At 72.3% G+C, this 24,562-nt stretch carries 21 protein-coding genes; 8 read left to right on the top strand and 13 right to left on the bottom strand.

Annotated features, from left to right (window positions below; genetic code table 11):
• The first annotated feature begins 104 nt into the window (after nt 1–104).
• Entirely contained in the window at nt 105–1,781 is a 1,677-nt protein-coding gene (locus tag GA0070617_RS09755) for a DUF6311 domain-containing protein (RefSeq protein ID WP_373868423.1), read from the top strand.
• 57 nt (nt 1,782–1,838) lie between these two features.
• Here the strand turns inward: GA0070617_RS09755 and GA0070617_RS09750 are convergent, their stop codons facing one another.
• On the bottom strand, nt 1,839–3,698 hold the full coding sequence (locus GA0070617_RS09750; RefSeq protein ID WP_373868427.1) for a DUF6311 domain-containing protein: 1,860 nt from the start codon (nt 3,696–3,698) through the stop codon (nt 1,839–1,841).
• Nucleotides 3,699–3,992: 294 nt separating this feature from the next.
• On the opposite strand from GA0070617_RS09750, the gene GA0070617_RS09745 reads away from it, so the two are divergent.
• The gene (locus GA0070617_RS09745) at nt 3,993–5,186 is read left to right on the top strand and encodes a hypothetical protein (protein WP_373868422.1); all 1,194 of its coding nucleotides are present in this window, start codon (nt 3,993–3,995) and stop codon (nt 5,184–5,186) included.
• A gap of 91 nt (nt 5,187–5,277) precedes the next feature.
• Here the strand turns inward: GA0070617_RS09745 and dxs are convergent, their stop codons facing one another.
• The 4 genes from dxs to GA0070617_RS09725 all read right to left on the bottom strand — a co-directional run bounded on the left by dxs (nt 5,278) and on the right by GA0070617_RS09725 (nt 12,156).
• Nucleotides 5,278–7,233, bottom strand: coding sequence for a 1-deoxy-D-xylulose-5-phosphate synthase (dxs, locus tag GA0070617_RS09740; protein ID WP_091435660.1), 1,956 nt, complete (start codon nt 7,231–7,233; stop codon nt 5,278–5,280).
• Between the two features lie 124 nt (nt 7,234–7,357).
• Nucleotides 7,358–8,797, bottom strand: a complete 1,440-nt coding sequence (locus tag GA0070617_RS09735) for an ATP-binding protein (protein ID WP_091446175.1) — start codon at nt 8,795–8,797, stop codon at nt 7,358–7,360.
• 64 nt (nt 8,798–8,861) lie between these two features.
• Nucleotides 8,862–10,097 carry a class I SAM-dependent RNA methyltransferase gene (locus GA0070617_RS09730; protein ID WP_091446173.1) on the bottom strand — a complete coding sequence of 412 codons (1,236 nt, stop codon included), beginning with the start codon at nt 10,095–10,097 and terminating at the stop codon, nt 8,862–8,864.
• Nucleotides 10,090–12,156 (bottom strand): APC family permease, encoded by a 2,067-nt coding sequence (locus GA0070617_RS09725; RefSeq protein ID WP_091435659.1) that lies wholly within the window; start codon nt 12,154–12,156, stop codon nt 10,090–10,092. Before GA0070617_RS09725 ends, GA0070617_RS09730 begins: the two co-directional genes overlap by 8 nt.
• Before the next feature lie 152 nt (nt 12,157–12,308).
• Between GA0070617_RS09725 and GA0070617_RS09720 the strand changes: the two genes are divergently transcribed.
• Nucleotides 12,309–12,971, top strand: coding sequence for a potassium channel family protein (locus GA0070617_RS09720; RefSeq protein WP_091435658.1), 663 nt, complete (start codon nt 12,309–12,311; stop codon nt 12,969–12,971).
• Between the two features lie 3 nt (nt 12,972–12,974).
• On the top strand, nt 12,975–13,664 hold the full coding sequence (locus tag GA0070617_RS09715; protein WP_091435657.1) for a potassium channel family protein: 690 nt from the start codon (nt 12,975–12,977) through the stop codon (nt 13,662–13,664).
• Nucleotides 13,665–13,674: 10 nt separating this feature from the next.
• Here the strand turns inward: GA0070617_RS09715 and GA0070617_RS09710 are convergent, their stop codons facing one another.
• The 4 genes from GA0070617_RS09710 to dut all read right to left on the bottom strand — a co-directional run bounded on the left by GA0070617_RS09710 (nt 13,675) and on the right by dut (nt 16,163).
• A complete protein-coding gene (locus GA0070617_RS09710) occupies nt 13,675–14,307 on the bottom strand; it encodes a DUF3159 domain-containing protein (RefSeq protein WP_229688623.1) in 633 nt (210 codons plus the stop codon).
• 110 nt (nt 14,308–14,417) lie between these two features.
• Entirely contained in the window at nt 14,418–14,798 is a 381-nt protein-coding gene (locus GA0070617_RS09705) for an OB-fold nucleic acid binding domain-containing protein (RefSeq protein ID WP_091446169.1), read from the bottom strand.
• 134 nt (nt 14,799–14,932) lie between these two features.
• Nucleotides 14,933–15,625 (bottom strand): DUF3710 domain-containing protein, encoded by a 693-nt coding sequence (locus GA0070617_RS09700; protein ID WP_091435656.1) that lies wholly within the window; start codon nt 15,623–15,625, stop codon nt 14,933–14,935.
• A 25-nt stretch (nt 15,626–15,650) separates the two neighbouring features.
• Complete coding sequence (dut, locus tag GA0070617_RS09695) at nt 15,651–16,163, bottom strand: dUTP diphosphatase (RefSeq protein ID WP_091435655.1); 513 nt, start codon at nt 16,161–16,163, stop codon at nt 15,651–15,653.
• Nucleotides 16,164–16,253: 90 nt separating this feature from the next.
• Between dut and GA0070617_RS09690 the strand changes: the two genes are divergently transcribed.
• Nucleotides 16,254–16,751, top strand: coding sequence for a DUF3093 domain-containing protein (locus tag GA0070617_RS09690; protein ID WP_091435654.1), 498 nt, complete (start codon nt 16,254–16,256; stop codon nt 16,749–16,751).
• 73 nt (nt 16,752–16,824) lie between these two features.
• Here GA0070617_RS09690 and GA0070617_RS09685 read toward each other — a convergent pair whose 3' ends face one another.
• Both GA0070617_RS09685 and GA0070617_RS09680 read right to left on the bottom strand, forming a co-directional pair.
• Complete coding sequence (locus GA0070617_RS09685) at nt 16,825–17,595, bottom strand: hypothetical protein (protein WP_091446167.1); 771 nt, start codon at nt 17,593–17,595, stop codon at nt 16,825–16,827.
• A gap of 321 nt (nt 17,596–17,916) precedes the next feature.
• A complete protein-coding gene (locus GA0070617_RS09680; protein WP_007075406.1) occupies nt 17,917–18,213 on the bottom strand; it encodes a DUF4193 domain-containing protein in 297 nt (98 codons plus the stop codon).
• A 436-nt stretch (nt 18,214–18,649) separates the two neighbouring features.
• On the opposite strand from GA0070617_RS09680, the gene GA0070617_RS09675 reads away from it, so the two are divergent.
• On the top strand, nt 18,650–19,165 hold the full coding sequence (locus GA0070617_RS09675) for a LytR C-terminal domain-containing protein (protein WP_175440755.1): 516 nt from the start codon (nt 18,650–18,652) through the stop codon (nt 19,163–19,165).
• 157 nt (nt 19,166–19,322) lie between these two features.
• Here the strand turns inward: GA0070617_RS09675 and GA0070617_RS09670 are convergent, their stop codons facing one another.
• Nucleotides 19,323–20,144, bottom strand: a complete 822-nt coding sequence (locus tag GA0070617_RS09670) for an inositol monophosphatase family protein (RefSeq protein ID WP_091435652.1) — start codon at nt 20,142–20,144, stop codon at nt 19,323–19,325.
• 289 nt (nt 20,145–20,433) lie between these two features.
• On the opposite strand from GA0070617_RS09670, the gene GA0070617_RS09665 reads away from it, so the two are divergent.
• Together GA0070617_RS09665 and GA0070617_RS09660 are read left to right on the top strand one after the other, a co-directional pair.
• Nucleotides 20,434–22,038, top strand: coding sequence for an RNA polymerase sigma factor (locus tag GA0070617_RS09665; RefSeq protein WP_091435651.1), 1,605 nt, complete (start codon nt 20,434–20,436; stop codon nt 22,036–22,038).
• A gap of 244 nt (nt 22,039–22,282) precedes the next feature.
• Nucleotides 22,283–22,516 carry a DUF7455 domain-containing protein gene (locus GA0070617_RS09660; protein ID WP_091446165.1) on the top strand — a complete coding sequence of 78 codons (234 nt, stop codon included), beginning with the start codon at nt 22,283–22,285 and terminating at the stop codon, nt 22,514–22,516.
• A 135-nt stretch (nt 22,517–22,651) separates the two neighbouring features.
• Here GA0070617_RS09660 and GA0070617_RS09655 read toward each other — a convergent pair whose 3' ends face one another.
• Nucleotides 22,652–24,385, bottom strand: a complete 1,734-nt coding sequence (locus tag GA0070617_RS09655; RefSeq protein ID WP_091435650.1) for a DEAD/DEAH box helicase — start codon at nt 24,383–24,385, stop codon at nt 22,652–22,654.
• Nucleotides 24,386–24,562: the final 177 nt, after the last annotated feature.

Raw genomic sequence — 24,562 nt, 5'->3', positions numbered from 1 at the left:
CCGCCGGAAGCGGACCCGACGCGACCGCCGGAGGCGGCACCGAAGGACGCCGGCGGATCCTCCGCCGCCCCAACCGCGCCGACACACTGGCCATCGGAGCGTACGTGCTGTTGGGCGTCTTCGTCTGCCTGAACTACTGGGTGGACGTCGACCAGCGGGTCTCCTCCCACCTGCCCAGTGACCACAGCTGGTTCGAGTGGCTCTTCTCGCACGGCGCGTACTCCGTGTGGCACCTGGAGAACCCGCTGTTCAGCGTCCGGCAGAACGCCCCGGACGGGGTGAACATGATGGCGAACACCTCGCTGCTCGGGGTGACCCTGCCGCTGGCCCCGGTCACCTGGCTGTTCGGCCCGCAGGTGACCTACGCGCTGTACCTGGGTGGGGCGTTGGCGGCGACCGCCGCCACCTCGTACTGGATGCTCTCCCGTCACCTGGTGCGGTCGCGGACCGCCGCGTTCGTCGGTGGCGCGTTCCTGGGTTTCGCCCCCGGCATCGTGCACCACGCCAACGGGCAGCCGAACTTCGTCTCCAACTTCCTGCTGCCGCTGATCGTGGTACGGGTGTTCCGGCTCGCCGAGCCGGGGCGGTGGAAGCGCAACGGTCTGGCGCTCGGGCTGCTGGTCGCGTACCAGATCTTCATCAACGAGGAGATGCTCCTGCTCACCGCGCTGGCCTGTCTGGTCATCGTGGTGGCGTACGCGGTGCAGCGGCCGGCCGACACCCGGGCCCGCGCCGGCACCTTCCTGGCCGGGCTCGGCACCGGTGGCGCGCTGGCGCTGCTGCTGACGGCGTACCCGATCTGGTTCCAGTTCAACGGCCCGCAGTCCTACCGCGGCCTGCAGGGCGGGGTGTTCCACAGTTGGGGCGAGGACCTGGCCGCCTTCGTGACCTTCCCCCGGGACACCATCGCCGGTGACCCGGCCGTGGAGCAGACCATCGGCATGACCGAGCAGAACAGCTGGTTCGGCTGGCCGGTGGTGCTGCTCGCGGTGGTCGCCCTGGTGCTGCTCTGGCGTCGGTCACTGGTCGCCCGGATCCTCGGCGTGCTGATCGTGCTCTTCACGGTGGCCTCGCTGGGCCCACGGATCCGGCTGGGCGGCACCGAGACCGAGACCCCCGGCCCGTGGCACTTCATCCCGGAGGATCTGCCGCTTGTCGAGATGATGATGCCCACCCGGCTCAGCCTGGTGGTCACCGGTGCGCTCGGGGTGCTGCTCGCGCTGGCCTGGGAGGCGGTCTCGCGCGCCGACCGCACGCGTCCACGGTGGTGGCGACCCGTCGGGTACGCGGCCGTCGCCCTCGCCGTGCTGCCGCTGTTCCCCCGCCCGCTGCCGGCCGAGCACGTCGACCTGCCGCCCCGGTTCATCATGTCCGGTGCCTGGCAGGAGTACGTCCCCGACGGCCGCACCCTGGTGCCGGTACCGATTCCGAGCAACGTGCACGGCCTGTCCACGCTGCGCTGGAGCGCACTTACCCAGCACGGGTTCCCGATTCCCGCCGGTTACTTCATCGGCCCGGGTCCGGCCGGCGAGGGCATGTTCGGCACGCCGAACCGCCCGACCAGCACCCTGATCTACTCCACGATCGACAGTGGCGAGGTGCCGGAGCTGACCGAGGAGAACCGGCAACAGGCCGCGGCGGACCTGCGCCACTGGAAGGCCTCGGTGGTGGTGCTCGGTGACCATCCCCGCCAGGCCGTGCTGCGGGACCTGATCACCGGCCTGCTGGAGACCCCGGCGCAGCGGGTCGACGACGTCTGGCTCTGGGAGGTACGGGACTGACCCGCCGCGGGCCGCCGCGCATCGCGGCGGCCCGCGGCCGGCCCGGCAGCTACCGGATCAGTCCTTCGCTTCGGTGAGCGGGCGGACGTCCCACACCCAGACGTCCAGCTCCCGCCGGGCCGGACCGACCACCTGCTCGACGGTCTGCCGCAGCGGCTCGGCGTTGTGCTGGCCCACCGGCAGCACCAGCACCGCCGCCCGCCAGTACCGCAGCTCGTCGAGGGAACGCCGGCGCTGCCGGTCGTCGAGTTTGGTGGTACGGCCGGTGCTGGAGACCTCCTCCAGCAGGCTGCCCATGCCGTTGGGGCGGCCACCGAAGCGCCCCGGGTCGCCGGTGTTGGCGTTGCGCGGGGCGAGGAAGTACCCGCCCGGGATCCGGAAGTCGTTGTTGGTGGCGGCGGCCCAGCGCATCCCGTGGGTGTTGCCCATGCTCGGCACCGGGATCGGGACCAGGGTCTGCTCCGGCCCGACGTACTCCCGCCAGCGGTCGGCGGTGATGAACTCCGGCACCGGCGGACGCGAGGTCATCTTCAGCGGCATCGGCGCGACCGGCAGCAGCGCCAGGACGGCGGCGGCGACCGCGAGGGTGCGGCGGGTCTTCGCGTCGGCCACCCGCAGCGCCCGGAACCGGTCGGCGGCGATGGCCAGCAGGATGCCGATCACCACCGTGGTGATCATGCCGAACCGGGTGGGCACCACCGCGTCGAGCAGCGGCAGGTGCACCAGCAGCTCCCAGGGGCCGGGGAACAGCTCCCGGTCCCACCAGGTGATCCGCTCGCCGAGGGAGAGCACGACGAAGAAGAACCCGGTCGCGGCGAGCGCCCGGACGATCAGCTCGCGGCGCAGCCAGATGGCAATCCCGATGGTGATCAGCGCCAGGCTCCAGCCGAAGAAGGCGTTCTCCTCGGAGTAGTTCGGGGCCAGGTTCACGTTGGCCCGCCGGTCGCCGCCGAGGGTGGGCGAGCCCTGCGCGAAGAGGGCGGCGATGTCGTTGCCGTAGTCCTGCACCGCGGCGCTGAGGCCGTGGTAGGCCATCGGCCCGGCGAACTGGATGTAGAGCGGGTACGCCAGCAGCGACCCGGCCACCACGGTGCAGGTCAGCACCGCCTTGCCCAGGGGCCGCCACGCCGCGCGCCACCGCGCCGGCTGCTGCGCCACCACGGCGATCAGGAAGATGCCGCAGGCCATCGCGGTGAAGAGCAGGATCTCCTCGTTGATGAACGCCTGCCAGACCACCAGCAGGCCGAGGATCGCCCCGTCCCGCCACGGCCGGGTCGACCGGGTGATCACCATGACCCGCCAGACGATGAACGGCAGCAGCCACTGGCTGATGATGTTCGGGTGCCAGCTGGCGTGCGACAGCATCGCCGGGGAGAAGCCGCAGAACCAGCCGCCGACGGCCGCCGCCAGCGGGCTGCGCACCACGTGCCGGGAGAGCACGTGGTACCAGGCGAAGGCGGTGCCGGAGAGGGCGAGGGTGATCAGCACCACGAAGGAGACGGCCGGCCCGAAGATCAGGGTGACCGGCACCATCGGGATGCCGAGCGCCAGGATGGCCGTGTTGGCCATCAGGTTGACCCCGTCGGGGTAGTTGAGCTGGTCGGTGTAGAACGGGAAGTCCCCGTGCAGCACCACCCGGACCGAGTGGGCCAGGAAGTACTGCACCTGGGCGGGGTCGCTGACGTACAGCGACGCCACCCGGCCGGCCGGGTCCAGCCAGATCTGACTGGTCACCCAGAGCGCGGCCACCAGGAACAGCGCGTACGCGGCGAGGTCACGGCGACGGCGGCTGAACCACCAGGGCCGGCGACCGGCCCGGGTCGGCGCGGCATCGGACCCGGGCACCTCCCCGGCCGGGGACGCGGCATCGGACCCGGGCACCTCCCCGGCCGGGGACGCGGCCTTGGTCGCGGGCACCTCCTCGGCCGGGGATTCCGGGACCGCCGTCGACTCGACCTCACCATCGGAGACCGCCGAGTCACGGCTGGTCACGGGTTTCACGACGGTCAGGGTGTCGGAGTCCAGCGAGGCTGCACCACGGGTCTCGGCAGGCGTCACAGTCGGCGGAGTCTACCCGAGCAGGCGAACGGCCCGATTGCCCCGGGTTCGTCCATTGTGCTGGTTCGTGAGACCGGCCGAGGGCGTCGCCGCGACGTCTCGTACCATGTGGCATTCCGCGAACGACCGGCGAGACGATCGGGGGCGTACCAGGTGGCTGCAGTTGGCCGTTCCGGCACGATGGCCACCGCGCTGTTGACCCTGCTGCTGGCCACCACGGCGTGCGGTCCCGACACCCAGCGTCACCGGGCGGACCTGCGGGTGGGCTACGACAGCATGGACGGCGACCTGGCGGTCTGGCCGCCCCGGGGTTCGCTGGCCGGTGACGCGGCGGCGACCGGCGCGGTCACCGAGGCGGTCCGGGCCTGGCGCTCCCCGATCGACGACCGGGCCCACCTGCCCACCTCCGGCATCCTCTACTCCGGTGAGGTCGACGGGACCCGGCTGGCCCTGGTCGCCGCCGACGTGCCCGGCGAGAGCGCGTCCTGGCTGCTGCAGCTGAGCGCCCAGGGGGACCGGTACGTCGTCGACCGGGCCACCGACTACACCGACCCCGGCTACCTGGTCTACGCCGACGTGCTGCCGGTGCACACCGCGGACGGACGCCGGTACCTCACCTCCGGGCGGGTGGAACGGCTGCTGGGGCCGAAGGGCAAGGCGCTGGCGAAGAACGACGGCCTCACCGACCCGGCCGACGTGCCGGCCTGTGCCGCCACCCCGCTTACTGTCACGCTGCGGGCCACCGAGTCGCTGCCCCGGGGTCGGGCCGCCGACCGGCTGCTCGACCTCGGCACGGCCACCACCGATCCGCGGTACCCGCTGGTCCGCGACGAGGGCGGGGCCGGCCGGAAGGCCCTGCAGGGGCTGGACACCTGCCTGCTCGCCGAGCGGGAGGGCCCGTTCGGCAGCATCCCGCGCCGGATCGGCGACCGGGACGCACCGCGTGCGGTGCCGCTGTCCTGGCCGATGGAGAAGGTGTCCACCTCGGCCCTGGGCGAGGTCGCCCTCGGCGGCGGTGACCGGGGCAAGCTGGAGAAGCTGAGCTGGGAGACCGACGCCGGCGCGATGACCGCGGTCATCTACCGGCCGGCCGGGAACGGCCCGGTGGTCTTCTCCCGCGCCGACCGCGCCAACCCCCTGCAGACGTACGTGCTGCCGGTGCCGGGCCAACCGCTGGTGGTGCTGAGCTGGCAGGCCGACCGCAACAGCACCCTGTCGGTGCCGCCGGGCACCCCCCGGCTGGTGGACCGGTCCGGACTGGTGGTGGTGCCCGAGCCCGAGGGCAAGGAGACCTTCAGCCTGGCCGAGCCGGAGAAGACCTACTACCGCTCGGTAGGCGGCCGGTAGCTGGCGACGAGGAGTCGGGCCGGCGGCCGGTAGCTCCCCGACAGAGATCGGGCCGGCCGCAGCACGGCCGGCCCGACTCCGCGAGGTCAGGTCAGGTCTGCGCCCCGGCGTCGGGGGCGGAGAGCCGCACCGGGTCGACCGGCCGGGAGTCCAGGCCGGAGATCCAGCCGGTGACGTCCCGGGCCACGTCCTGGGCGGTCAGCCCGAGGTCGGCCAGGATCTGCGCCCGGGTGCCGTGCGGATGCCAGTCGGCCGGCACGCCCAGGTCCCGCAGCGGCACCCGGACGTCGGCGTCGCGCATCGCCTGGGCCAGGGCGCTGCCGACCCCGTTGACGCGTACACCGTCCTCGACGGTCACCACCAGCCGGTGGCCGGCGGCCAGCTCGACCAGCTCGGCCGGGACGGGACGGACCCAGCGCGGGTCGACCACGGTGACCCCGTAGCCCTGCTCGGCGACCCGGCCGGCCACCTCCATGCCCAACTGGCCGAAGGCACCGACCGCCACCAGCAACACGTCGGTACGGGCCGACTCGGCCAGCACGTCCACCGGACCGACCCGACGCACGGCCGGCAGGTCGGCGGCGACCGCCCCGGTCGGGAAACGCACGATGGTCGGGCCGTCGTCGACGGCGACCGCCTCGCGCAGCTCCTCACGGAGCGTGGCGGCGTCGCGGGGGGCGGCGATCCGCAGACCCGGCACCGCCCCGAAGACCGACATGTCCCAGATGCCGTAGTGGCTGGGGCCGTCGGGGCCGGTGATCCCGGCCCGGTCCAGCACGAAGGTCACCGGCAGCTTGTGCATCGCCACGTCCAGCAGGACCTGGTCGAAGGCCCGGTTGAGGAAGGTCGCGTAGACCGCCACCACCGGGTGCATCCCACCGAGCGCCAGCCCGGCGGCCGAGGTGGCCGCGTGCTGCTCGGCGATGCCGACGTCGTACACCCGGTCGGGGTGCTTGCGGGCCAGCTTGGCGATGCCGGTCGGCTCGGCCATCGCGGCGGTGATCCCCACCACGTCGGGCCGGGTGTCGGCGATCGCTACCAGCTCGTCGGCGAAGACGTGGGTCCACTTGACCGCCGAGGCGGCGAGCAGCTGGCCGGTCTCCACGTCGAACGCGCCGCCGGGGCCGTGCAGGCAGTCCGCCTCGTCCTCCTCGGCGGGGCGGTAGCCGTAGCCCTTGCGGGTCACCGCGTGCACGATCACCGGGCCGCCGAAACTCTTGGCCGACCGCAGGGCGGACTCGACGGCCTCCAGGTCGTGCCCGTCGACCGGGCCGACGTACTTGATGCCCAGGTCCTCGAACATGGCCTGCGGGGCGACCGCGTCCTTGATGCCCTTCTTGACCGCGTGCAGCACCTCGTACATCGGCTTGCCGACCAGCGGGGTGGAGCCGAGGGCGTCCTTGACGGTGTCCAGCACCTTCTCGTAGCCGGGGTTGAGCCGCAGCGAGGAGAGGTGGTCGGCGAGGCCACCGATGGTCGGCGCGTACGACCGGCCGTTGTCGTTGACCACGATCACCAGGGGGTTGCCGGCGGTGGCGATGTTGTTCAGCGCCTCCCAGCACATCCCGCCGGTCAGCGCGCCGTCGCCGACGACCGCGACCACGCTGCGCTGCTCGCCCCGCAGCGCGTACGCCTTGGCCAGGCCGTCGGCGTAGGACAGCGCGGTGGAGGCGTGCGAGTTCTCGATCAGGTCGTGCTCGCTCTCGGCCTGGCTCGGATACCCGGAGAGGCCGCCGCGCTGGCGCAGCTGGTCGAAGCCGGCCTGCCGGCCAGTGATGATCTTGTGGACGTACGCCTGGTGGCCGGTGTCGAACAGCAGCCGGTCCCGGGGCGAGTCGAAGACCCGGTGCATGGCGATGGTCAGCTCCACCACGCCCAGGTTGGGGCCGACGTGCCCGCCGGTCCGGGAGACCTTGGCGATCAGGAAGTCCCGGATCTCCGCGCCGAGCAGGGCCAGTTGCTCGGTGGACATCCGCTTGACGTCCTGCGGACCGCGCACCGTGGCCAGCAGCCGGCCGTGGTTGGCCGTGTCCTCATCAACGCTCATGACCGCAGAGTCTATCGGCCGTCCGACACCGCGCAGCCCGGCACATTTCCCCACCGGTAAGGAAGGGCCCCTTCCTAACGTCTCCGGTAGAGCGGGGCACCCCGGTCACCACCTCATTCACCCGCTACCGGCGCTGCCAGGCATCCACCAGGTCGTCCGGGCCCCAGTGGGCGGCCAGCGGCAGCCCCGGGGTCACTCCCGCTCGGGACACCGCCACCAGCGGTGTGTCCGGCGTCGCCCCCGTGACGGCGAGCACATCGCGGACCAGGGCGTCGTAGTCGTGGCGGTCGAAGGGCCGGTTCGCCAACCACTTGACCGAGCCCACGAAGTGCACCTTCGCGGCCACCGGGGCACGGTCCGCGCCGACCAGGTCGATCTCCGGATTGTTCTGTCGGTTCCACCACCCACCCACCACCTCGGCCTCCGACCACCCGGAATCAGGCAGGAGCCGCAACAGGGATTCGCGCACCAACGGCTCGACCGCCCGGCCACGCCAGGCCGTCCAGGAACGCTCGATCAGCTGCAGCGCCAGATCCGCCCGCCCCCGCTCCGCGAAGGGAACGCCACGGCGCAGGAACGCCAGCCAGAACCGCAGGTACGGATCGGTGATCCGGTACCGCTTGTTCTTGCTGTCCGGCTTGGTGGACAGCGGCACGTCCACCGCCAGAATGCGTTTCTCCTGCAGGGTGGTGAGCAGTGGGGAGAGCGTCCCGGACGGTAGTGCGTTGGCACCGCCGGCCTGGGCGGCGATGGCGCTGAATGTCCGCTCGCCACTACCGATCGATTCCAGCACCGCCCGCGAATGACCGGCTGCCGGAAACTCACCCGACAGGACAAGCTCCCCGGCGACCAGCAGGGGGGACAGCGGATTCGCCAGCGACGCCTGGAGGAATTCGGTCCGGCTCGTACCGGGCCGCCAGGACTGCACGATCTCCGGAAAACCACCGGTGATCAGGTAGGCGTCCACGGCCGTCGCGGCGTCCAGCGAGGTCACGGTGCGGACGTCGGCCAGATTGAGCGGATCGACGACCATCTTCGCTGCCCGGCCGAAGAAGGGCCGACCGTACGACTGCAGGGCCTGCATCACCGACAGGTCGCTCCCCACCAGTAGCAGCAGGACCGGCTTGGCGGACAGCTGACGGTCCCAGACCGTCTGGAGTGCCCCCTCGAACTCCGTGTCCTGCTCGACCAACCAGGGGACCTCATCGATGACCACGACACTGGGTCGGTCCTGCGGAACCGCGAGCGCGAGGGAACGCAGGGCCTGGTTCCAGTCCTGCACCTGCAGCCCGGCCACCAACTCGGCGCCGGGCAGTGGCGACTCCGCCAGGGTCGTGACGAAGTCGGCCCGTTCCGCTTGGGGATTTCGACCTCTGGTCGCCTGGAAGACAAGGTAGGGCGAGTTCGAGCGTTCGCAGAACTCCTGGGCCAGCCGAGACTTACCCACCCGTCGACGACCGGTCATGATCACTGCGCGGCCCCGGGTGGCGCCCGAGCCCTCGACCACGGCACGGTACTGCCCGGAGAGCAGGTCGAGATCTCGGGTTCGCCCCTGAAAGATCACCACTCACCTCGCCCGAACAAAGGTAGATTCAATCTTACGTAGACCCAAACTTACGTAGATTGAATCATACTTTGTGCAGCAGACCCACGCACTCGACGTGCTGGGTCATCGGGAAGAGGTCGAAGCCACGCAGCGCGGTCAGCCGCCACCCCGCCTCGGCGAAGGTCCGTACGTCGCGGGCGAAGGCGGCCGGGTCGCAGGCCACGTACGCCACCGCCCGCGGGCCGGCCGCGGCCACCGCCCGGACCACCGCGGCACCGGCACCGCTGCGGGGCGGATCGAGGACGACCAGGTCGACCGGGCCGGTGATCCGCCGCCGGGCCAGCGCGGTCTCCACCCGGGCCGCGACCACCTCCACCCCGGGCAGGTCGCGCAGGTTCTCCCGGGCCGCCGCGACGGCCGGCGGGCCGGACTCGACCAGGGTGACCCGGGTGTCCGGGCCGACCCGGCCGGCGAGCGCGGCGGCGAAGAGCCCCGCCCCGCCGTAGAGGTCCCAGGCCGACTCCCCCGGCCGGGGGTCCAGCAGCTCCAGCACGGCTCCGACGAGGGTGTCCGCCGCTGCCGGGTGGACCTGCCAGAAGGCGGCGACCGGCAGCGCCCACTCGCGGCCGGCGGCCAGCTCGTGGACGGTCAGCGGGCCGCTCACCGGCGTCGCCTCGTCCCCGGTGACGCTGGTCACGCTCACCTGCCCACCGGTGCTGGCCACCGTCTCCACCGCCTCCGCCGTCGGCCAGCGGGCCGCGCCGAGCACCGGCAGCTCCTGGATCGCCGGGTGGGCGATCAGGCAGCGGTCGATCGGCACCACCTCGTGCGAGCGGTGCCGGCGCAGCCCGGCCCGGTCGCCGGCGTCGACGGTGTACCGGACCCGGGAGCGCCAGCCCAGGGTCCCGCCGGGCAACGCCGCGACCCGGACGTCGAGCAGGTCGATCTCGGCCCCGGTCAGGCCACCCAACCGGGCGAGCTGTTCCCGGACCACCGCACTCTTCCAGGCCAGTTGCCCGGCCGGGGAGACATGTTGCAGGTCACAGCCACCGCAGCCGCCCGGCTTCGCGTACCGGCAGGGCGGTTCGACCCGGTCCGGCGAGGCGGCCAGCACCCGTACCGCGTCGGCCCGGACGAAGCCCCGGTGCACCTCGGTGACCTCGACCTCGACCCGCTCGCCGGGCAACGCGTGCCGGACGAAGACCACCTGGCCGTCGGAGCGGGCCACGCAGTGCCCGCCGGGGGCGACCGTGTCGATGGTCACCTCGACCCGTTCGCCCTCGGTCAGCCCGACCCGTGGTGTCGCGGTCTCAGTCACGGTCACCTCCGGAGCTCTCGCCGGGCTGGTCGGAGCCGATCGGGGCGACCGTCGGCGGCAGGGTGCTGCGGGGCACCGCCCGGGGTCCACGCGGAGGCCCCTGGCTGAGCGCCTTGTCCAGCCGGTCCAGGTTCTTGTTCGCGGTGGACGCCAGCTGCCAGGGCACGCTGGTGACCATCACCCCGGGCTCGAAGAGCAGCCGCCCCTTGAGCCGTAGCGCGCTCTGGTTGTGCAACAGGTTCTCCCACCAGTGGCCGACGACGTACTCGGGGATGAAGACGGTGACCACGTCGCGCGGTGACTGGCGGCGGGTGCTGGCCACGAAGTTCAGGATCGGGCGGGTGATCTCCCGGTACGGCGAGTCGACCACGGTCAACGGTACCGGCAGCTCCCGCCGCTCCCACTCCTGCTGCAGCTCGCGGGTGTCGGCCTCGTCCACGTTCACGGTGACCGCGGTCAGCGTGTCGGGACGGGTGGCCCGGGCGTACGCGATGGCCCGCATGGTCGGCTGGTGCAGCTTGCTGACCAGCACGATGGCGTGGTTGCGGGCGGGCAGCACCGGGCGCCCGTCGTCCGGGGTCAGCTCCACCGCCACCCGGTCGTAGTGCCGCCGGATGGCCACCATCAACCCGTACATCAGGCCCATCGCCACGATCGCGATCCAGGCCCCGAGCAGGAACTTGGTGATCAGCACGATGACCAGCACCGCGCCGGTCATGCCCATGCCGAAGCCGTTGATCGCCCGGGAGCGGACCATCCGGCGGCGGGCCACCGGGTCCCGCTCGGTGCGCAGGTGCCGGTTCCAGTGCCGGATCATGCCGGCCTGGGAGAGCGTGAACGAGACGAACACCCCGACGATGTAGAGCTGGATGAGCTTGGTCACCTCGGCCTGGAAACCGACGATCAGCACGATCGCGGCGACGGCCAGGAAGACGATGCCGTTGGAGAAGGCCAGCCGGTCGCCCCGGGTGTGCAGCTGTCGGGGCAGGTAGCGGTCCTGGGCCAGGATCGAGCCGAGCACCGGGAAGCCGTTGAACGCCGTGTTGGCGGCCAGGAAGAGGATCAGCGCGGTAACCCCGGCCACCACGTACAGCAGCACCGAACCGGAGCCGAAGACGGTCTCACCGAGCTGGGTGGTGACGGTCTTCTGCACGTACCCGTCGGGGCCGCTGACGATCTGCAACGCCGGGTCCTCGACGAACTGCAGGCCGGTCAGCCGGGCCAGCCAGATGATGCCGACCAGCATGGTCACCGCCACCGTGCCGAGCAGCAGCAGGGTGGTCGCGGCGTTGCGGCTCTTCGGTGCCTTGAACGCCGGTACGCCGTTGGAGATCGCCTCCACCCCGGTCAGTGCGGCGCAGCCCGAGGAGAAAGTCCGCAGCAGCAGGAAGACCAGGGCGAACCCGGTGACGCTGTGCTCGGCCTGGATCACCAGGTCGGCGCTGGGCGCCCGCAGGTCGTGACCGAGGACGAAGACCCGGACCAGGCCGGTGACGATCATCCCGACGATCACGATCATGAAGCCGTAGGTGGGGATCGCGAAGAGGTTGCCCGACTCCCGCAGCCCGCGCAGGTTCAGCGCGGTGAGCAGGACCACGGCGGAGACCGCGATGAGCACCTTGTGCTCGGCCACGAACGGGACCACCGAGCCGAGGTTGGCCACCCCGGAGGAGACCGACACCGCGACGGTGAGCACGTAGTCGACAAGCAGCGCGCTGGCCACCCCGATGCCGAACCGGGGGCCGAGGTTGACCGTGGCCACCTCGTAGTCGCCACCGCCGGACGGATAGGCGTGCACGTTCTGCCGGTAGCTGGCCACCACGGTCAGCATCACCACGACGACGGCCAGGGCCACCCACGGCGAGAACAGGTACGCCGAGGCGCCGGCGATGGAGAGCGTCAGCAGGATCTCGTCCGGTGCGTACGCGACGCTGGAGAGCGCGTCGGAGGCGAACACCGGCAGCGCGACCCGCTTGGGTAGCAGGGTGTGTTGGAGGCGGTCGGACCGGAACGGCCGACCGAGCAGGAGCCGCTTCAGCAGCGAGGTGGAACGGGCCACAAGGGCACAGCGTACGACGGCCGATTCGGCGGCGACGGGGGGTGGTCGATCCCCATCACAACGGGGAGTACCGTCGGGTCCGCGCCGGCGGGCAGGACGTGGCAGGCTCGCAGACGACAGCCCTGTCGGGTGGTGCCCTGTGGAGGACCAGCGTGCATGTCGTGATCATGGGTTGCGGTCGGGTCGGCTCGATCCTCGCCGACAACCTGGAGTCCCGGGGGCACTCGGTGGCCGTCATCGACCACGACGCCAACGCGTTCCGCCGGCTCGGCCCGGAGTTCGCCGGGATCACCGTCACCGGCGTCGGTTTCGACGGTGACGTGCTGCGCCAGGCCGGCATCGAGCGGGCGGACGCCTTCGCCGCCGTCTCCAGCGGGGACAACTCCAACATCATCTCGGCCCGGCTGGCCCGCGAGACGTTCGGCGTGTCCCGGGTGGCGGCCCGCATCTACGACCAGCGCCGGGCCCAGGTCTTCGAACGGCTCGGCATCCCCACCGTGGCCACCGTCCGGTGGACCGCCGACCGGATGCTGCGGCACCTGGTTCCGGAGGGCAACGTGGAGATCTTCCGCGACCCGACGAGCACGGTGTCGATCGTGGAGGTGCCGACGCACCGGGACTGGATCGGCCGGCCGGTCCGGGACCTGGAGGCCGCCTGCGGGACCCGGGTGGCGTACCTGATCCGGTTCGGCATCGGCATGCTGCCCACCGCCTCCACCGTCGTGCAGGAGGGCGACCAGACCTTCATGCTGGTCACCGACGACATCGTCGCCACGGTCACCGCGGTGGCGGCGGCGCCCGAAGGAGGGCACTGAGTCATGCGGATCGCCATCGCCGGCGCCGGCAACGTCGGCCGGTCCATCGCCCAGGAGCTGATCGACAACGGCCACCAGGTGCTGCTTATCGAACGGCAGCCCCGGATGCTCCGGCCGGACCGGGTGCCCAGCGCCGAGTGGGTCCTCGCCGACGCCTGCGAGCTGGCCAGCCTGGAGGAGGCCAACCTGGCCGACTGCGGGGTGGTGGTCGCGGCCACCGGTGACGACAAGGTCAACCTGGTGGTGTCCCTGCTGGCCAAGACCGAGTTCGCGGTGCCCCGGGTGGTGGCCCGGGTCAACCGGGCCGAGAACGAGTGGCTCTTCACCGAGCAGTGGGGTGTCGACGTCGCGGTGAGCAAGCCGCGGGTGATGGCCGCCCTGGTGGAGGAGGCGGTGACCGTGGGCGACCTGGTACGGCTGATGACGTTCCGCCAGGGCGAGGCGAACCTGGTCGAGATCACCCTGCCACCGACCGCCCCGTACGTGGGTCAGCCGCTGCACGCGGTGCCGTTGCCCCGTGACGCCGCGCTGGTGGCCATCCTGCGGGGCAGGCGGGTGCTGGTGCCGAGCCCGGACGACCCGATCGAGGCCGGCGACGAGCTGATCTTCGTCTGCACCGCCGAGACCGAGGACGCGGTACGTGCCGTGGTCCTCGGACCGGACAGCGTCGAGCGGACCCGCAACAGCGGGTGAGCCCCGCTGCTCAGGTGCTGGGCACCGCTTCGGGCTCCTGGGTCACCCGGCGCACCGTCCAGACCGTGAAGAGCAGCAACAGCACGTACGGCGGGTAGCCCAGCACCAGCCGGGCCACGCCCAGGGCGGTGTCCTGGTGGGCGAGGTACAGGCCGGCCTGCACCCCCACCTTGGCCAGCCAGACCACCCCCCAGAGCACGGTCAGCCCGGTGAAGGTGCGCACCAGCTTCGGGTCCTGCCGCCACTCCGACCGGCCGCCGGCCACCAGCACCGACCAGATCCAGCCGACCAGCGGCTGCCGGATAGCCGCCGAGATCAGCAGGGCGATGCCGTAGCCGATGCCGTAGAGGATCCCCGGGAGGTAGAAGTCCCGCTCGTCGCCGGTGCGCCAGGCGATGGCCGCGCCGATCGCGATGCCGAAGAGACCGTTGAGGGCGTGCCGGACCGGCCGGCGCTGGGCCAGCCGCAGGCCGGCGATGAGCAGCGCCACCGACACCGAGGCGATCACCGCGGGACGCAGCTCGCCGACGATGTTGGCCAGCACGAACACGACCACCGGAACGCTGGACTCGGCCAGCCCGCGCCAACCGCCCAGCTGGTCGGCCATCTGCTCGGCGAGGCTGGGCAGCGGCTCGTCGGCCAACGGGTCGTCGGCCTCCTGCGGCCGGTTCGCCGGTGGCGGGTCGGCCCAGCCCTGCGCCGTGCGCTGTGGCCCGGCCGTGGGTACGTCGTCCAGCTCGCCGCGTCCCGCTGTCACCTGCTCGGCTCCAGTTCGTAGTACGGGTTGTAGATGACCTTGCGGTCGTCCCGCAGGGCCACCCGGCCCCGGGCCGTCAGGTGCCGTCCGGGTTCGATGCCGGCGATGTGGCGTCGCCCCAGCCAGACCAGGGTCACCACGTCGCTGCCGTCGTAGAGGTCGGCCTCCAGGGTGGGCAGGTTGGTCCGCGGCGTGTAGACCACGGTACGCAGCCGGCCGGCGACCGAGACGAGCTGGCCCCCCCGGCACTGGCCGGCCGGCATCCCACCCGACTCGGCGCTCACCCGGAGCAGCTCCTGCGCCTCGATCTCGGCCTCGCTCGCGGTGAGCCGGCGCAGCATGCGGCGCAGCGACACCCGGCTGTCGTCGGTCGTCATGACCTCCGCGTCACCCTTCCCAGTGGCCGGCCCACGCCGGTGGTCCCGCACCCGGGCGAACCCCGGGGGCGACCCCGCCAGCGTACGCCGGACCGCCCACCCGCCGACCACCTCGTGGCCGGCGGCGACCGGGCCTAGCGGGGCTCGGGAGCGGACCGCCCACCGGCGGGCGACGCGGCGTCGCCGTCGGTGTCGGCCTGCCCGGCCTGCTCGGCGACCTCCCGGGGCAGCCGCAGCGGCAGCGGCTCCCGGACCGGCTTGGCCTCCATGCCCCGGTCGACGACGAGCCCGTCGAGGCACTCGGCCAGCGGGCCGGCGGCGGCCGGGTCGGTGGCCGCGGCGCCCTGGTAGACCCCCCGGACCATCCAACGCGGGCCGTCGACGCCGACGAACCGCAGGGCGGTCACCCCGTCCTGGGTACGCACCCGGGCGTGCAGCTCGGTGCCGTACTCCCCCTGGACCTCCTCGGCGGCGGCGCCGTCGTTGAACAACGACCGGCGGATCTCCTCACGCACCTCGTCCCAGATGCCGTCGGAGCGGGGTGCGGCGAAGGCGCCCAGCTGCAACGCGTTCTCGCCGTGCACCAGCACGACCTGCTGGACCACGCCCTGCGGGTCGGCCTGCACCCGGACCTCGACCTCGGGCACCGCCGGGATGTGCAGGCTGCCCAGGTCGAGCCGCTGCACCCCGGCCGGGGCCTCGGCGATGTCGTAGGGGCCACGGGCCAGCTCCGGTGCGGTCGCCTCGCCGGTGTCGGCGGAGTCGAGGACCTCGGTGGCCCGCTCGTCACGGGAGTGCCGTCCGGCCCGCTTTCGGGAGAAGATCACTGCGCCCACCCTCCACTGTTCGCGCTCACCCTGCCACCTCTTCCGTCCGTACGCCCGCCCGCTGTCCCGCCGTCGGGGACGCGCCGAGCCCGGCGTGCCCGCCGGTCGATCCGTGCCCACCGACGCCACGCCGGGAGGCGGGCAGCTCCGCCACCGGGCGGAACTCGGCCCGCGCCACCCGTTGCACCACGAGCTGCGCGATCCGGTCCCCCCGGGAGATCCTCGCCGGGGTGACCCGGTCATGGTTGATCAGGTTCACCAGGATCTCACCCCGGTAGCCGGCGTCGACCGTACCGGGCGCGTTGAGCACCGTCACGCCGAGCCTGGCCGCCAGACCGGACCGGGGATGGACCAGGCCCACGTACCCCGGCGGCAACGCGATCGCCACCCCGGTCGGGACCAACGCCCGGCCGCCGGGGGGCAGTTCCACGTCGGTGGCCGCCACCAGGTCCGCCCCGGCGTCACCGGGATGGGCGTACGCCGGCAGCGGCAGCTCCGGATCGAGCTGGCGCACCGCCACGCCTACGACGTCGGTCACGATTCTCCCTTTCCGTCCGGTTCACCGGGTTCCCCTGCCATCCTGCCCGGTACGGCGGCCGGCGTTCGCCGTACCCTCGCAGGTGTGAGCGTGTCGCCATCCTCGCCGTCCGAGTTCCGGTCCCCCACGGCACCCCCCGGGTACACGGAACGGCTCACCCTGCCCTGGTGGCTGTGGTTGGCCGGGCTGGCCGCCGCCGGGCTGCTCGCCGCCGAGGTCTGGATGGGCGCGCCCGGGGTGCGGGCCTGGCTGCCGTTCGTGCTGCTGCTGCCGGTGACGGCGGCCGGGCTGTGGTGGTGCGGCCGGATCCGGATAGAGGTACGCGACGGGCACCTGCGGGTGGATGACGCCCGGCTGCCGGTGGGGTTCGTCGCCGACGCGATCCCGCTGGACGTGGCCGGCCGCCGGGAGGTGCTGGGCGTCGGCGGCGACCCGCTCGCCTTCGTGGTGCAGCGTCCCTGGGTCGGCGGGGCCGTCCAGGTGGTGCTCGACGATCCAGCCGACCCGACGCCGTTCTGGGTGGTCAGCTCCCGCCGGCCGGTCGAGCTGGCCGAGGCGCTGCTGGCCGCCCGCGACGCCCGGTCCTGAGCGGCCCCGGGCCGGGCCGTCCCGACAGGCTGGGTAGCCCCCGCAGGGTGGGTAGCCCCGGCAGGGTGGGCCCTCACGTCCAGCTGGGCGGTGGAGCGGGCAGTTCCCGGCGCTGCCGGCGCAGATCCGTGCGGAGGTTGTCGCCGAGGCTGCGGGTGGCCCGGCGGTTCAGGTAGCTCGCCACGGCCGCCCCGGTCAGGAACGGACCCAAGGTGGTCAGGTTCCGGCCGAACCGCTTCAGCAGGGTGTCCCGCAGCTCCTTGCGGGCGGCGGTGCCGAGCACCGCGCCGACCCCGACCCCGGGCAACATCGGGTTGATCCCCCGCTGGTTGGCCCAGGCCTGGACCAACGCCACCGTCCGCTGGGTGCCACCGGGCGGCACCGGCACGCCGTAGACCTCGTGCAGCTCGCCGATCAGCTTCAGCTCGATCGCCACCACCGCGACGGTCTCGGCGGCCAGCAGCACCGGCGCGGAGAGCAGCGTGGGGGTGACCGCCCACTCCACGGCGGCGACTCCCCCACCGGCGGCACCGACGCCGGCGGTGGCCCGGGAGGCGTTGCGGACCAGCCGGTCGGCGAGCAGGTCACCGTCGAGGCCGTCGAAGTGCTGACGCAGGGTGGCCAGGTCACGGATCGGCACGTGCGGGGCGACCTCGGACACCGCGTCGGTCATCCAGCGCAGGGCGGCCTTCGGCTTGAACAGGTCGGCCAGTCCCCGGGCCCGCGCCTGCCCGACCATCCGGGCCAACAGCTGCCGGCGGCGGGCCGGCTCCAGGTCGTCGGCGGTCAGCGCGGCGACGGTCGCGCCCAGGTCGTCGCCGGTGCCGTCGCCCGGCACGCTCAGCTGCGCGTCACCGCCGGGCCGGGCCGGCTCGGCAGCAGCACCGTCCGTCGACGACGATTCGGCAGCACGGGACGGCTCGGCACCACGGGGCGGCTCCGCACCGCTCGACGGCTCGGCACCGCTCGACGGCGACGGCTCGGTACCGCCGATTCGATCACTCACGTCCGAACCTCCCGAGTGGATCCGCCTGCGGTGGCAGCTGCCAGACAGAGTCAAGCAGCTACCGGCGCACGGCGCACGGCGGGCATGGCTGCGGTAGCGGCGGCCCCGTCAGGGAGGCCGCCGCCGGTTCGCGGGCACACGGTCGTGTCCGCCGGATGGTCAGACGCACTCGCGGCAGATCAGCTCGCCGTTTCGCTCCACCGCCAACTGGCTGCGGTGGTGGACGAGGAAGCAGCGGGCACAGCGGAACTCGTCCTGCTGCATTGGCAGCACCTTGACGGTGAGCTCCTCATCGGCCAGATCGGCACCGGGCAGCTCGAAGCTCTCGGCCACCTCGGCCTCGTCGACGTCCACGGCGCCCGACTGTGAGTCGACCCGCCGGGCCTTGAGCTCTTCCAGGCTGTCCTCGCCGAGGTCGACCTCGTCGCGACGCGGGGCGTCGTAGTCGGTGGCCATCGGTTTCACTCTCCCATATCGATGTTGTCGCTTCCGGTGGTAACGCCGGACGACGCTGTTTCGGTTCCCGCTGGCCGGTCACTGTCACGTGTCGGTCACCCGACTCGACCGATGGTCGGCCAGGTCGGCAGGGAAACCTCCCCCAGCGAGCGCGGTACCTTACCCCCCTCGTGGGCGAGGCATGTATACCGCCCTCGTGGCAGAGATGTACGCCCCAGCCCGCGAAGTTGTTCCCAATGTGACTCAGGCGACACGAAGATAGGGGTAGTACTACCCGGTTCCCGGTTGGCGCGCCGGCATGTCCGGCTGTTTCCACGCGACGGTCGGACAACCGCTAACCTCAGCGGCGTACTCGACGGCCGGCCGGGCGCTCCGAACGCCGGCGGTCGCCGCCACCCAACCATGTCCGGGGAGCTCCCAGATGAGTTTTGCGCGAGTGCGAGCACTCGTTGTCGTCGGAGTGCTGGCGGTCTTCGCCCTGGTCTTCGTGGTCGCCGCCATCGTCAAGGACAGCCAGGGTGACGCCGGTGTCGCCGGCGGCTGCCCGGAGGGTTGGCCGATGGCCGACGTGGCCCTGCGTGAACCCAAGGACGTCAAGATCAACGTGCTCAACGCCACCGACGAGGTCGGTCAGGCCGGCAGCACCGCCGACGACTTCCGCAACCGGAAGTTCCAGGTCCAGAAGGTCGGCGACGAGAAGAAGGGCGTCGACGGCGTCGCGGTGCTGCGGTTCGGCCCCAAGGGAGTCGGCTCCGCCCACCTGCTGCGGGCGTACTTCCTGAACAACGCGGACCAGGCCTACGACCCCAAGCGCAAGGACGACACCGTCGACGTGGTCCTCGGCAACGGGTTCGCCCAGCTGGCCACCACCACCGAGGTCAACCAGTCCCTCGGTGACCTGGGCTCGCCGGTCGCACCCGTCGGCTCCTGCCCGATGCCCGTCGACAAGTGACGGCCCGGCGCGGGCCGGGTCACCCGGCCCGCGCCGGCTGCCCACCGTCGACCAGGGCACCAGCGGCCCCGCGCGCCCGAGCCGACCTCGGGCGCGCCGTGGAACACGAGCCGACCGGCCGGCCGCCCCCCGCACGCCCGCGCCGACAGGCCGGCGGTCACGGGCCGCCCGCGGCGTCCAGCTCGGCCAGGCGGTCGTGCAGCGCCCCGAAGAGCGCCGGTGGGGCGGCGACGACCAGGTCGGGCCCGGGTGGCGCACCGTTGAGCCCGGTGACCCGCACACCGGCCTCGGCCGCGACCAGCCCGCCGGCGGCCAGGTCCCAGGCGGCCAGCCCCTTCTCGAAGTAGGCGTCCAGCCGGCCCTCGGCGACCAGGCACAGATCCAGTGCCGCCGCCCCCATCCGGCGGATGTCCCGCACCTGCCCGATCAACTCGGCGACCACCCGGGCCTGGTGTGACCGCCGTGCCGGGTCGCACCCGAAGCCGGTGGCCACCAGCGCCTGCCCCAGGTCCGTCTCGGTCGAGCAGCGCAGCCGCCGCCCGGCCCGGTGGGCGCCGCCGCCGGCCGTGGCCGTCCACTCCTCGCCGGTCACCACGTTGCGCACCACACCCGCGACCACCTGGCCGTCGACCTCGGCGGCCAGCGAGACCGCGCAGTACGGCAGCCCGTACAGGTAGTTGACGGTGCCGTCGATCGGATCGATGATCCACCGCACGCCGGAGGCGCCGGCCGGGCCGCTCTCCCGCTGGCCGTACTCCTCGCCGAGCACGGCGTCGGCCGGACGCGCCCGGCGCAACGCCTCGACGACCTGCCGCTCCACCGCCCGGTCGGCGGCGGTGACCACGTCGGTCACGGTGCTCTTGGTGGCGACCGTCGACACGCCCTCGGCACGCATCCGGTGCGCGGTCGTGGCGGCCGTACGGGCCACCTCGACCGCCAGGGCCAGCAGATCCTGCGGCGCGGGCGTCGAACAATGCATGGTTCGTCCCCTTCCCGCACGACTGGGACGTTCCGGCTGTCGCGCGTGGGTATCATCCTTACAAAGTCCACATCTGCGCCTATTCGGCGGTCTCCACCGTCGATCACGCCGTGCGGCGCAGGATGATCGCCGCAGACGGCGTTACAATTCACCCTGCCCACGCGCCACGGACCGCCAACGACCGGCCGGCCCGGGACACGGGGGTCCCTCAACCACATGCCTGGCACGGTGCGCCGCGCTGTGTCGGACACCCCGGCCGTGCCCGTTCATCGCCTCCGGAAGGTCATTCGTGACAGAACCCCGCCACACCGGCGCCGACGTACGCTCGCTCACCGACACGCTGATCGCGCACGCGCAGACCGCCGGCGGCCAGTTGACGTCGGCCCAGCTCGCGCGCACGGTGGAGTCCGCTGAGGTGACTCCGGCCCAGGCCAAGAAGATTCTGCGGGCGCTCTCCGAAGCGGGAGTGACCGTGGTCGTGGACGGCTCGGCGAGCACCCGACGCCGGGTCGCCGCCGCCCGGTCGGCCACCCCGGCCTCCCGGGCCACCACCGCCAAGACCACCAGGAAGGCCGCCGCGCCGGCGCCCAAGCAGGCAGCCGCCGCGGAGGAGACTCCACCACCGGCGCGTAAGGCGACCGCACGCAAGGCCGCCGGCGCCACCGGCGAGGTGGCCGCCAAGGTCGTGCCGGCCAAGGCGGCGAAGTCCACCCGTGCCACCAAGGCGACGGTGGCCGCCGCCGCGGGCAAGCCCACCAAGGCCGCCGGCAAGGCCAAGGGTGAGGGTGCCGAGGGCGACATCGACCCCGAGGAGCTCGCCGCCGCCATCGAGGACGTGGTGGTCGAGGAGCCGGCGGAGCTGGCCCGGGCCGCCGCGGCGGACGCCGCGGGAGCGGCGACCGACAACGACTTCGAGTGGGACGACGAGGAGTCCGAGGCCCTCAAGCAGGCCCGCCGGGACGCCGAGCTGACCGCGTCCGCCGACTCCGTCCGGGCGTACCTGAAGCAGATCGGCAAGGTCCCGCTGCTCAACGCCGAGCAGGAGGTGGAGCTGGCCAAGCGGATCGAGGCCGGCCTCTACGCCGCCGAGCGGCTGCGCGCGGCCGACGAGGGCGAAGAGAAGATGACCCGGGACATGGTCCGTGACCTGGGTTGGATCTCCCGCGACGGTGAGCGGGCCAAGAACCACCTGCTGGAGGCCAACCTCCGGCTGGTGGTCTCGCTGGCCAAGCGGTACACCGGTCGTGGGATGGCCTTCCTCGACCTCATCCAGGAAGGCAACCTCGGCCTCATCCGCGCCGTCGAGAAGTTCGACTACACCAAGGGCTACAAGTTCTCCACCTACGCCACCTGGTGGATCCGCCAGGCCATCACCCGCGCCATGGCCGACCAGGCCCGCACCATCCGCATCCCCGTCCACATGGTCGAGGTGATCAACAAGCTCGGCCGGATCCAGCGCGAGCTTCTCCAGGACCTGGGCCGCGAGCCCACGCCGGAGGAGCTGGCCAAGGAGATGGACATCACACCGGAGAAGGTGCTGGAGATCCAGCAGTACGCCCGGGAGCCCATCTCGCTCGACCAGACCATCGGCGACGAGGGCGACAGCCAGCTGGGCGACTTCATCGAGGACTCGGAGGCCGTGGTCGCGGTCGACGCGGTCTCCTTCTCGCTCCTGCAGGACCAGCTCCAGCAGGTGCTGCAGACGCTCTCCGAGCGGGAGGCCGGGGTGGTCCGACTGCGGTTCGGGTTGACCGACGGCCAGCCGCGTACGCTTGACGAGATCGGCCAGGTCTACGGGGTGACCCGGGAGCGGATCCGGCAGATCGAGTCCAAGACGATGTCGAAGCTGCGGCACCCGTCGCGCTCCCAGGTGCTTCGTGACTACCTCGACTGAGCGAGTACGTCAACTGCGCGTGTCGTTTTGATCACCAGGCGTACAAGACCTGATGATGATCGGGTGGTTGCTCGTTTGTGATCGTTGACGTGGCACCCTGGGTGCACGGCACACTGTTGCTGCCAGGTGTGACCTCGGTCCCCCGCGGGCACACAGGGAAGGCAACATCCGCCGAGGGTGTTGCAGGATAGGTGAGCAACGACCGAAGAGTTTGTTCATCGGTGACGACCAGAGGAGGAAGGCGATGACCCCGACCCTCACGCCGCCGCCCGAGACGGTGGCTCCCCCAGCCGCCGATGAACGGTGCGACCGCTGCAATGCTGCCGGCAAGCTCCGGATCACTCTGGCGGGTGGAAGCGAGTTGGTGTTCTGTGGGCACCATGCGAACAAGTATGCGGAGGATCTCGTGAAGATCACCGTGAAGTACGCGTCCGACCCGGAGTTCAGCTGGCGTGGCGCCGATCTGATGGCGAACTGACCAGATAACGACCTGGCCGGTCGGTGGCATCCCGTGGATGCCACCGGCCGGCTTTTTCGTGCCTGTTCCACAGCCCGCGGCGAGTCGGCCGGGCCGCGCGGAATGTCCGGCGCGGCCCCGGTGGCCGGTCCGGGCCTACAGCGACTGGACGGTGGCGATGCGTTCTTCCAGCTGCTCGATCGTGGCCTGGGCGCTGGGCGGGCCACCGCAACGGCGACGAAGCTCTGCGTGGATCTTGCCGTGGGGCAGCCCGGTCCGGTGGTGCCGGGCGGCCACCAGAGCGTTGAGCTGACGCCTCAGGGCCACCCGACGCTGGGCGGCACTCAGCGGCACCGGCGGAGCCTGCGGTCCCGCAGCGGCCCGCTCAGCGGGCTGTTCGTCGCGTCGGCGACGCTGGGCCGCGAGCTGCTCCGCCTGCCGCTTGTTGAGCAGCACGGTGACCTGGTCCGCGGTCAGCAGACCGGGCAGGCCGAGATACTCCTCCTCCTCCGGCGTACCGGCCTGCGCCGCGGTGCCGAACGACGCGCCGTCGAAGATCACCTGGTCCAGCTCGGCGGTCGCCGAGAGCGCGGCGAACCGCTTCTCCAACTCGCCACTTGCCTGGTCGTCGCGCTGGGCCCGCTCCAGCAGCTCGTCGTCGAAGCCGTCCCGGTCCTTCGGTTTGCCGAGCACGTGGTCCCGCTCGGCCTCCATCTCGCTGGCCAGCCCGAGCAGGTGCGGCACGCTGGGCAGGAAGACCGACGCGCTCTCCCCGGGGCGACGGGCCCGGACGAACCGGCCGATCGCCTGGGCGAAGTAGAGCGGAGTGCTGGCGCTGGTCGCGTAGACCCCGACGGCCAGCCGGGGGATGTCCACCCCCTCGGACACCATCCGCACCGCGACCATCCACCGCTGCTCCGAGGCGGCGAACGAGGCGATCCGGGCCGACGCGCCGACGTCGTCGGAGAGCACCACGGCGGCCCGCTCGCCGGTCACCTGCTCCAGCAGCTTCGCGTACGAGCGGGCGGTCTGCTGGTCGCTGGCGATGACCAGGCCGGCGGCGTCGCTCATCCCGGCGGCCCGTAGCACGGTCAGTCGGGCGTCGGCGGCCCGCAGCACCTGCGGCATCCAGTCCCCCGCCGGGTCCAGCGCGGTGCGCCAGGCCTGGGCGATCAGGTCCTGCGTCATCGGCTCGCCCAGCCGCGCCGACAGCTCCTCACCGGCGTTGGTCCGCCAGCGGGTCTCCCCGGAGTAGGCCAGGAACAGCACCGGCCGGACCACCCCGTCGCGCAGGGCGTCGGCGTAGCCGTACACCGCGTCGGCACGGGACCGGAGCAGGCCGTCGCCGCCGCGTTCGTACTCGACGAAGGGGATCGGGTTGTCGTCGGAGCGGAACGGCGTACCGGTGAGCATCAGGCGGCGTACGGCGGGCTCGAAGGCCGCCTTCACCCCGTCGCCCCAGGACCGCGAGTCGCCGGCGTGGTGGATCTCGTCGAGGATGACCAGCGTACGGCGGGTCATGGTGCGCCGACGGTGCACCTGCGGCGCCATTCCGACCTGCGCGTACGTCACCACCGCGCCGTGGAAGTCGGCGGCCGAGTGCAGGTCGGCGTTGCGAAAGGCGGCGTCGAGCTGGATGCCGATCCGGGCGGCGGCGCTGGCCCACTGGGTCTTCAGGTGCTCGGTGGGGGCGACCACGGTGACCGCCTCGACGGTGCGGTCGGCGAGCAGCTCCGCGGCGATCCGCAGGGCGAAGGTGGTCTTGCCCGCGCCGGGGGTGGCCACGGCGGTGAAGTCCTCGGTACGCCGCCGCAGGTACTCCACCAACGCCCGGCGCTGCCAGGCGCGCAGCGCCGGAAAGGTCTCGATCGTCGGCAACCGGGCAGCCACGCGAGGTGCTCCTTCCCTGCCGCACGGCGGCGGCCCCCGGCTCAGGGCCACGTACCGCCGCCCATGAAAAGGACCTCCGCGCGTCGGTGCCGCGAAGGCCGACACTCAGCATAACCAGCGACCGTCGACCCGCCCACGCGACGCCACGCGCCGCGCTCGACCGCCCACCCGAGCACA

The organism is Micromonospora yangpuensis, from assembly GCF_900091615.1.
GTDB lineage: Bacteria > Actinomycetota > Actinomycetes > Mycobacteriales > Micromonosporaceae > Micromonospora > Micromonospora yangpuensis.
The sequence above is the reverse complement of the archived record's forward strand: the minus strand, read 5'-3'. Positions and strand labels throughout refer to the sequence as shown.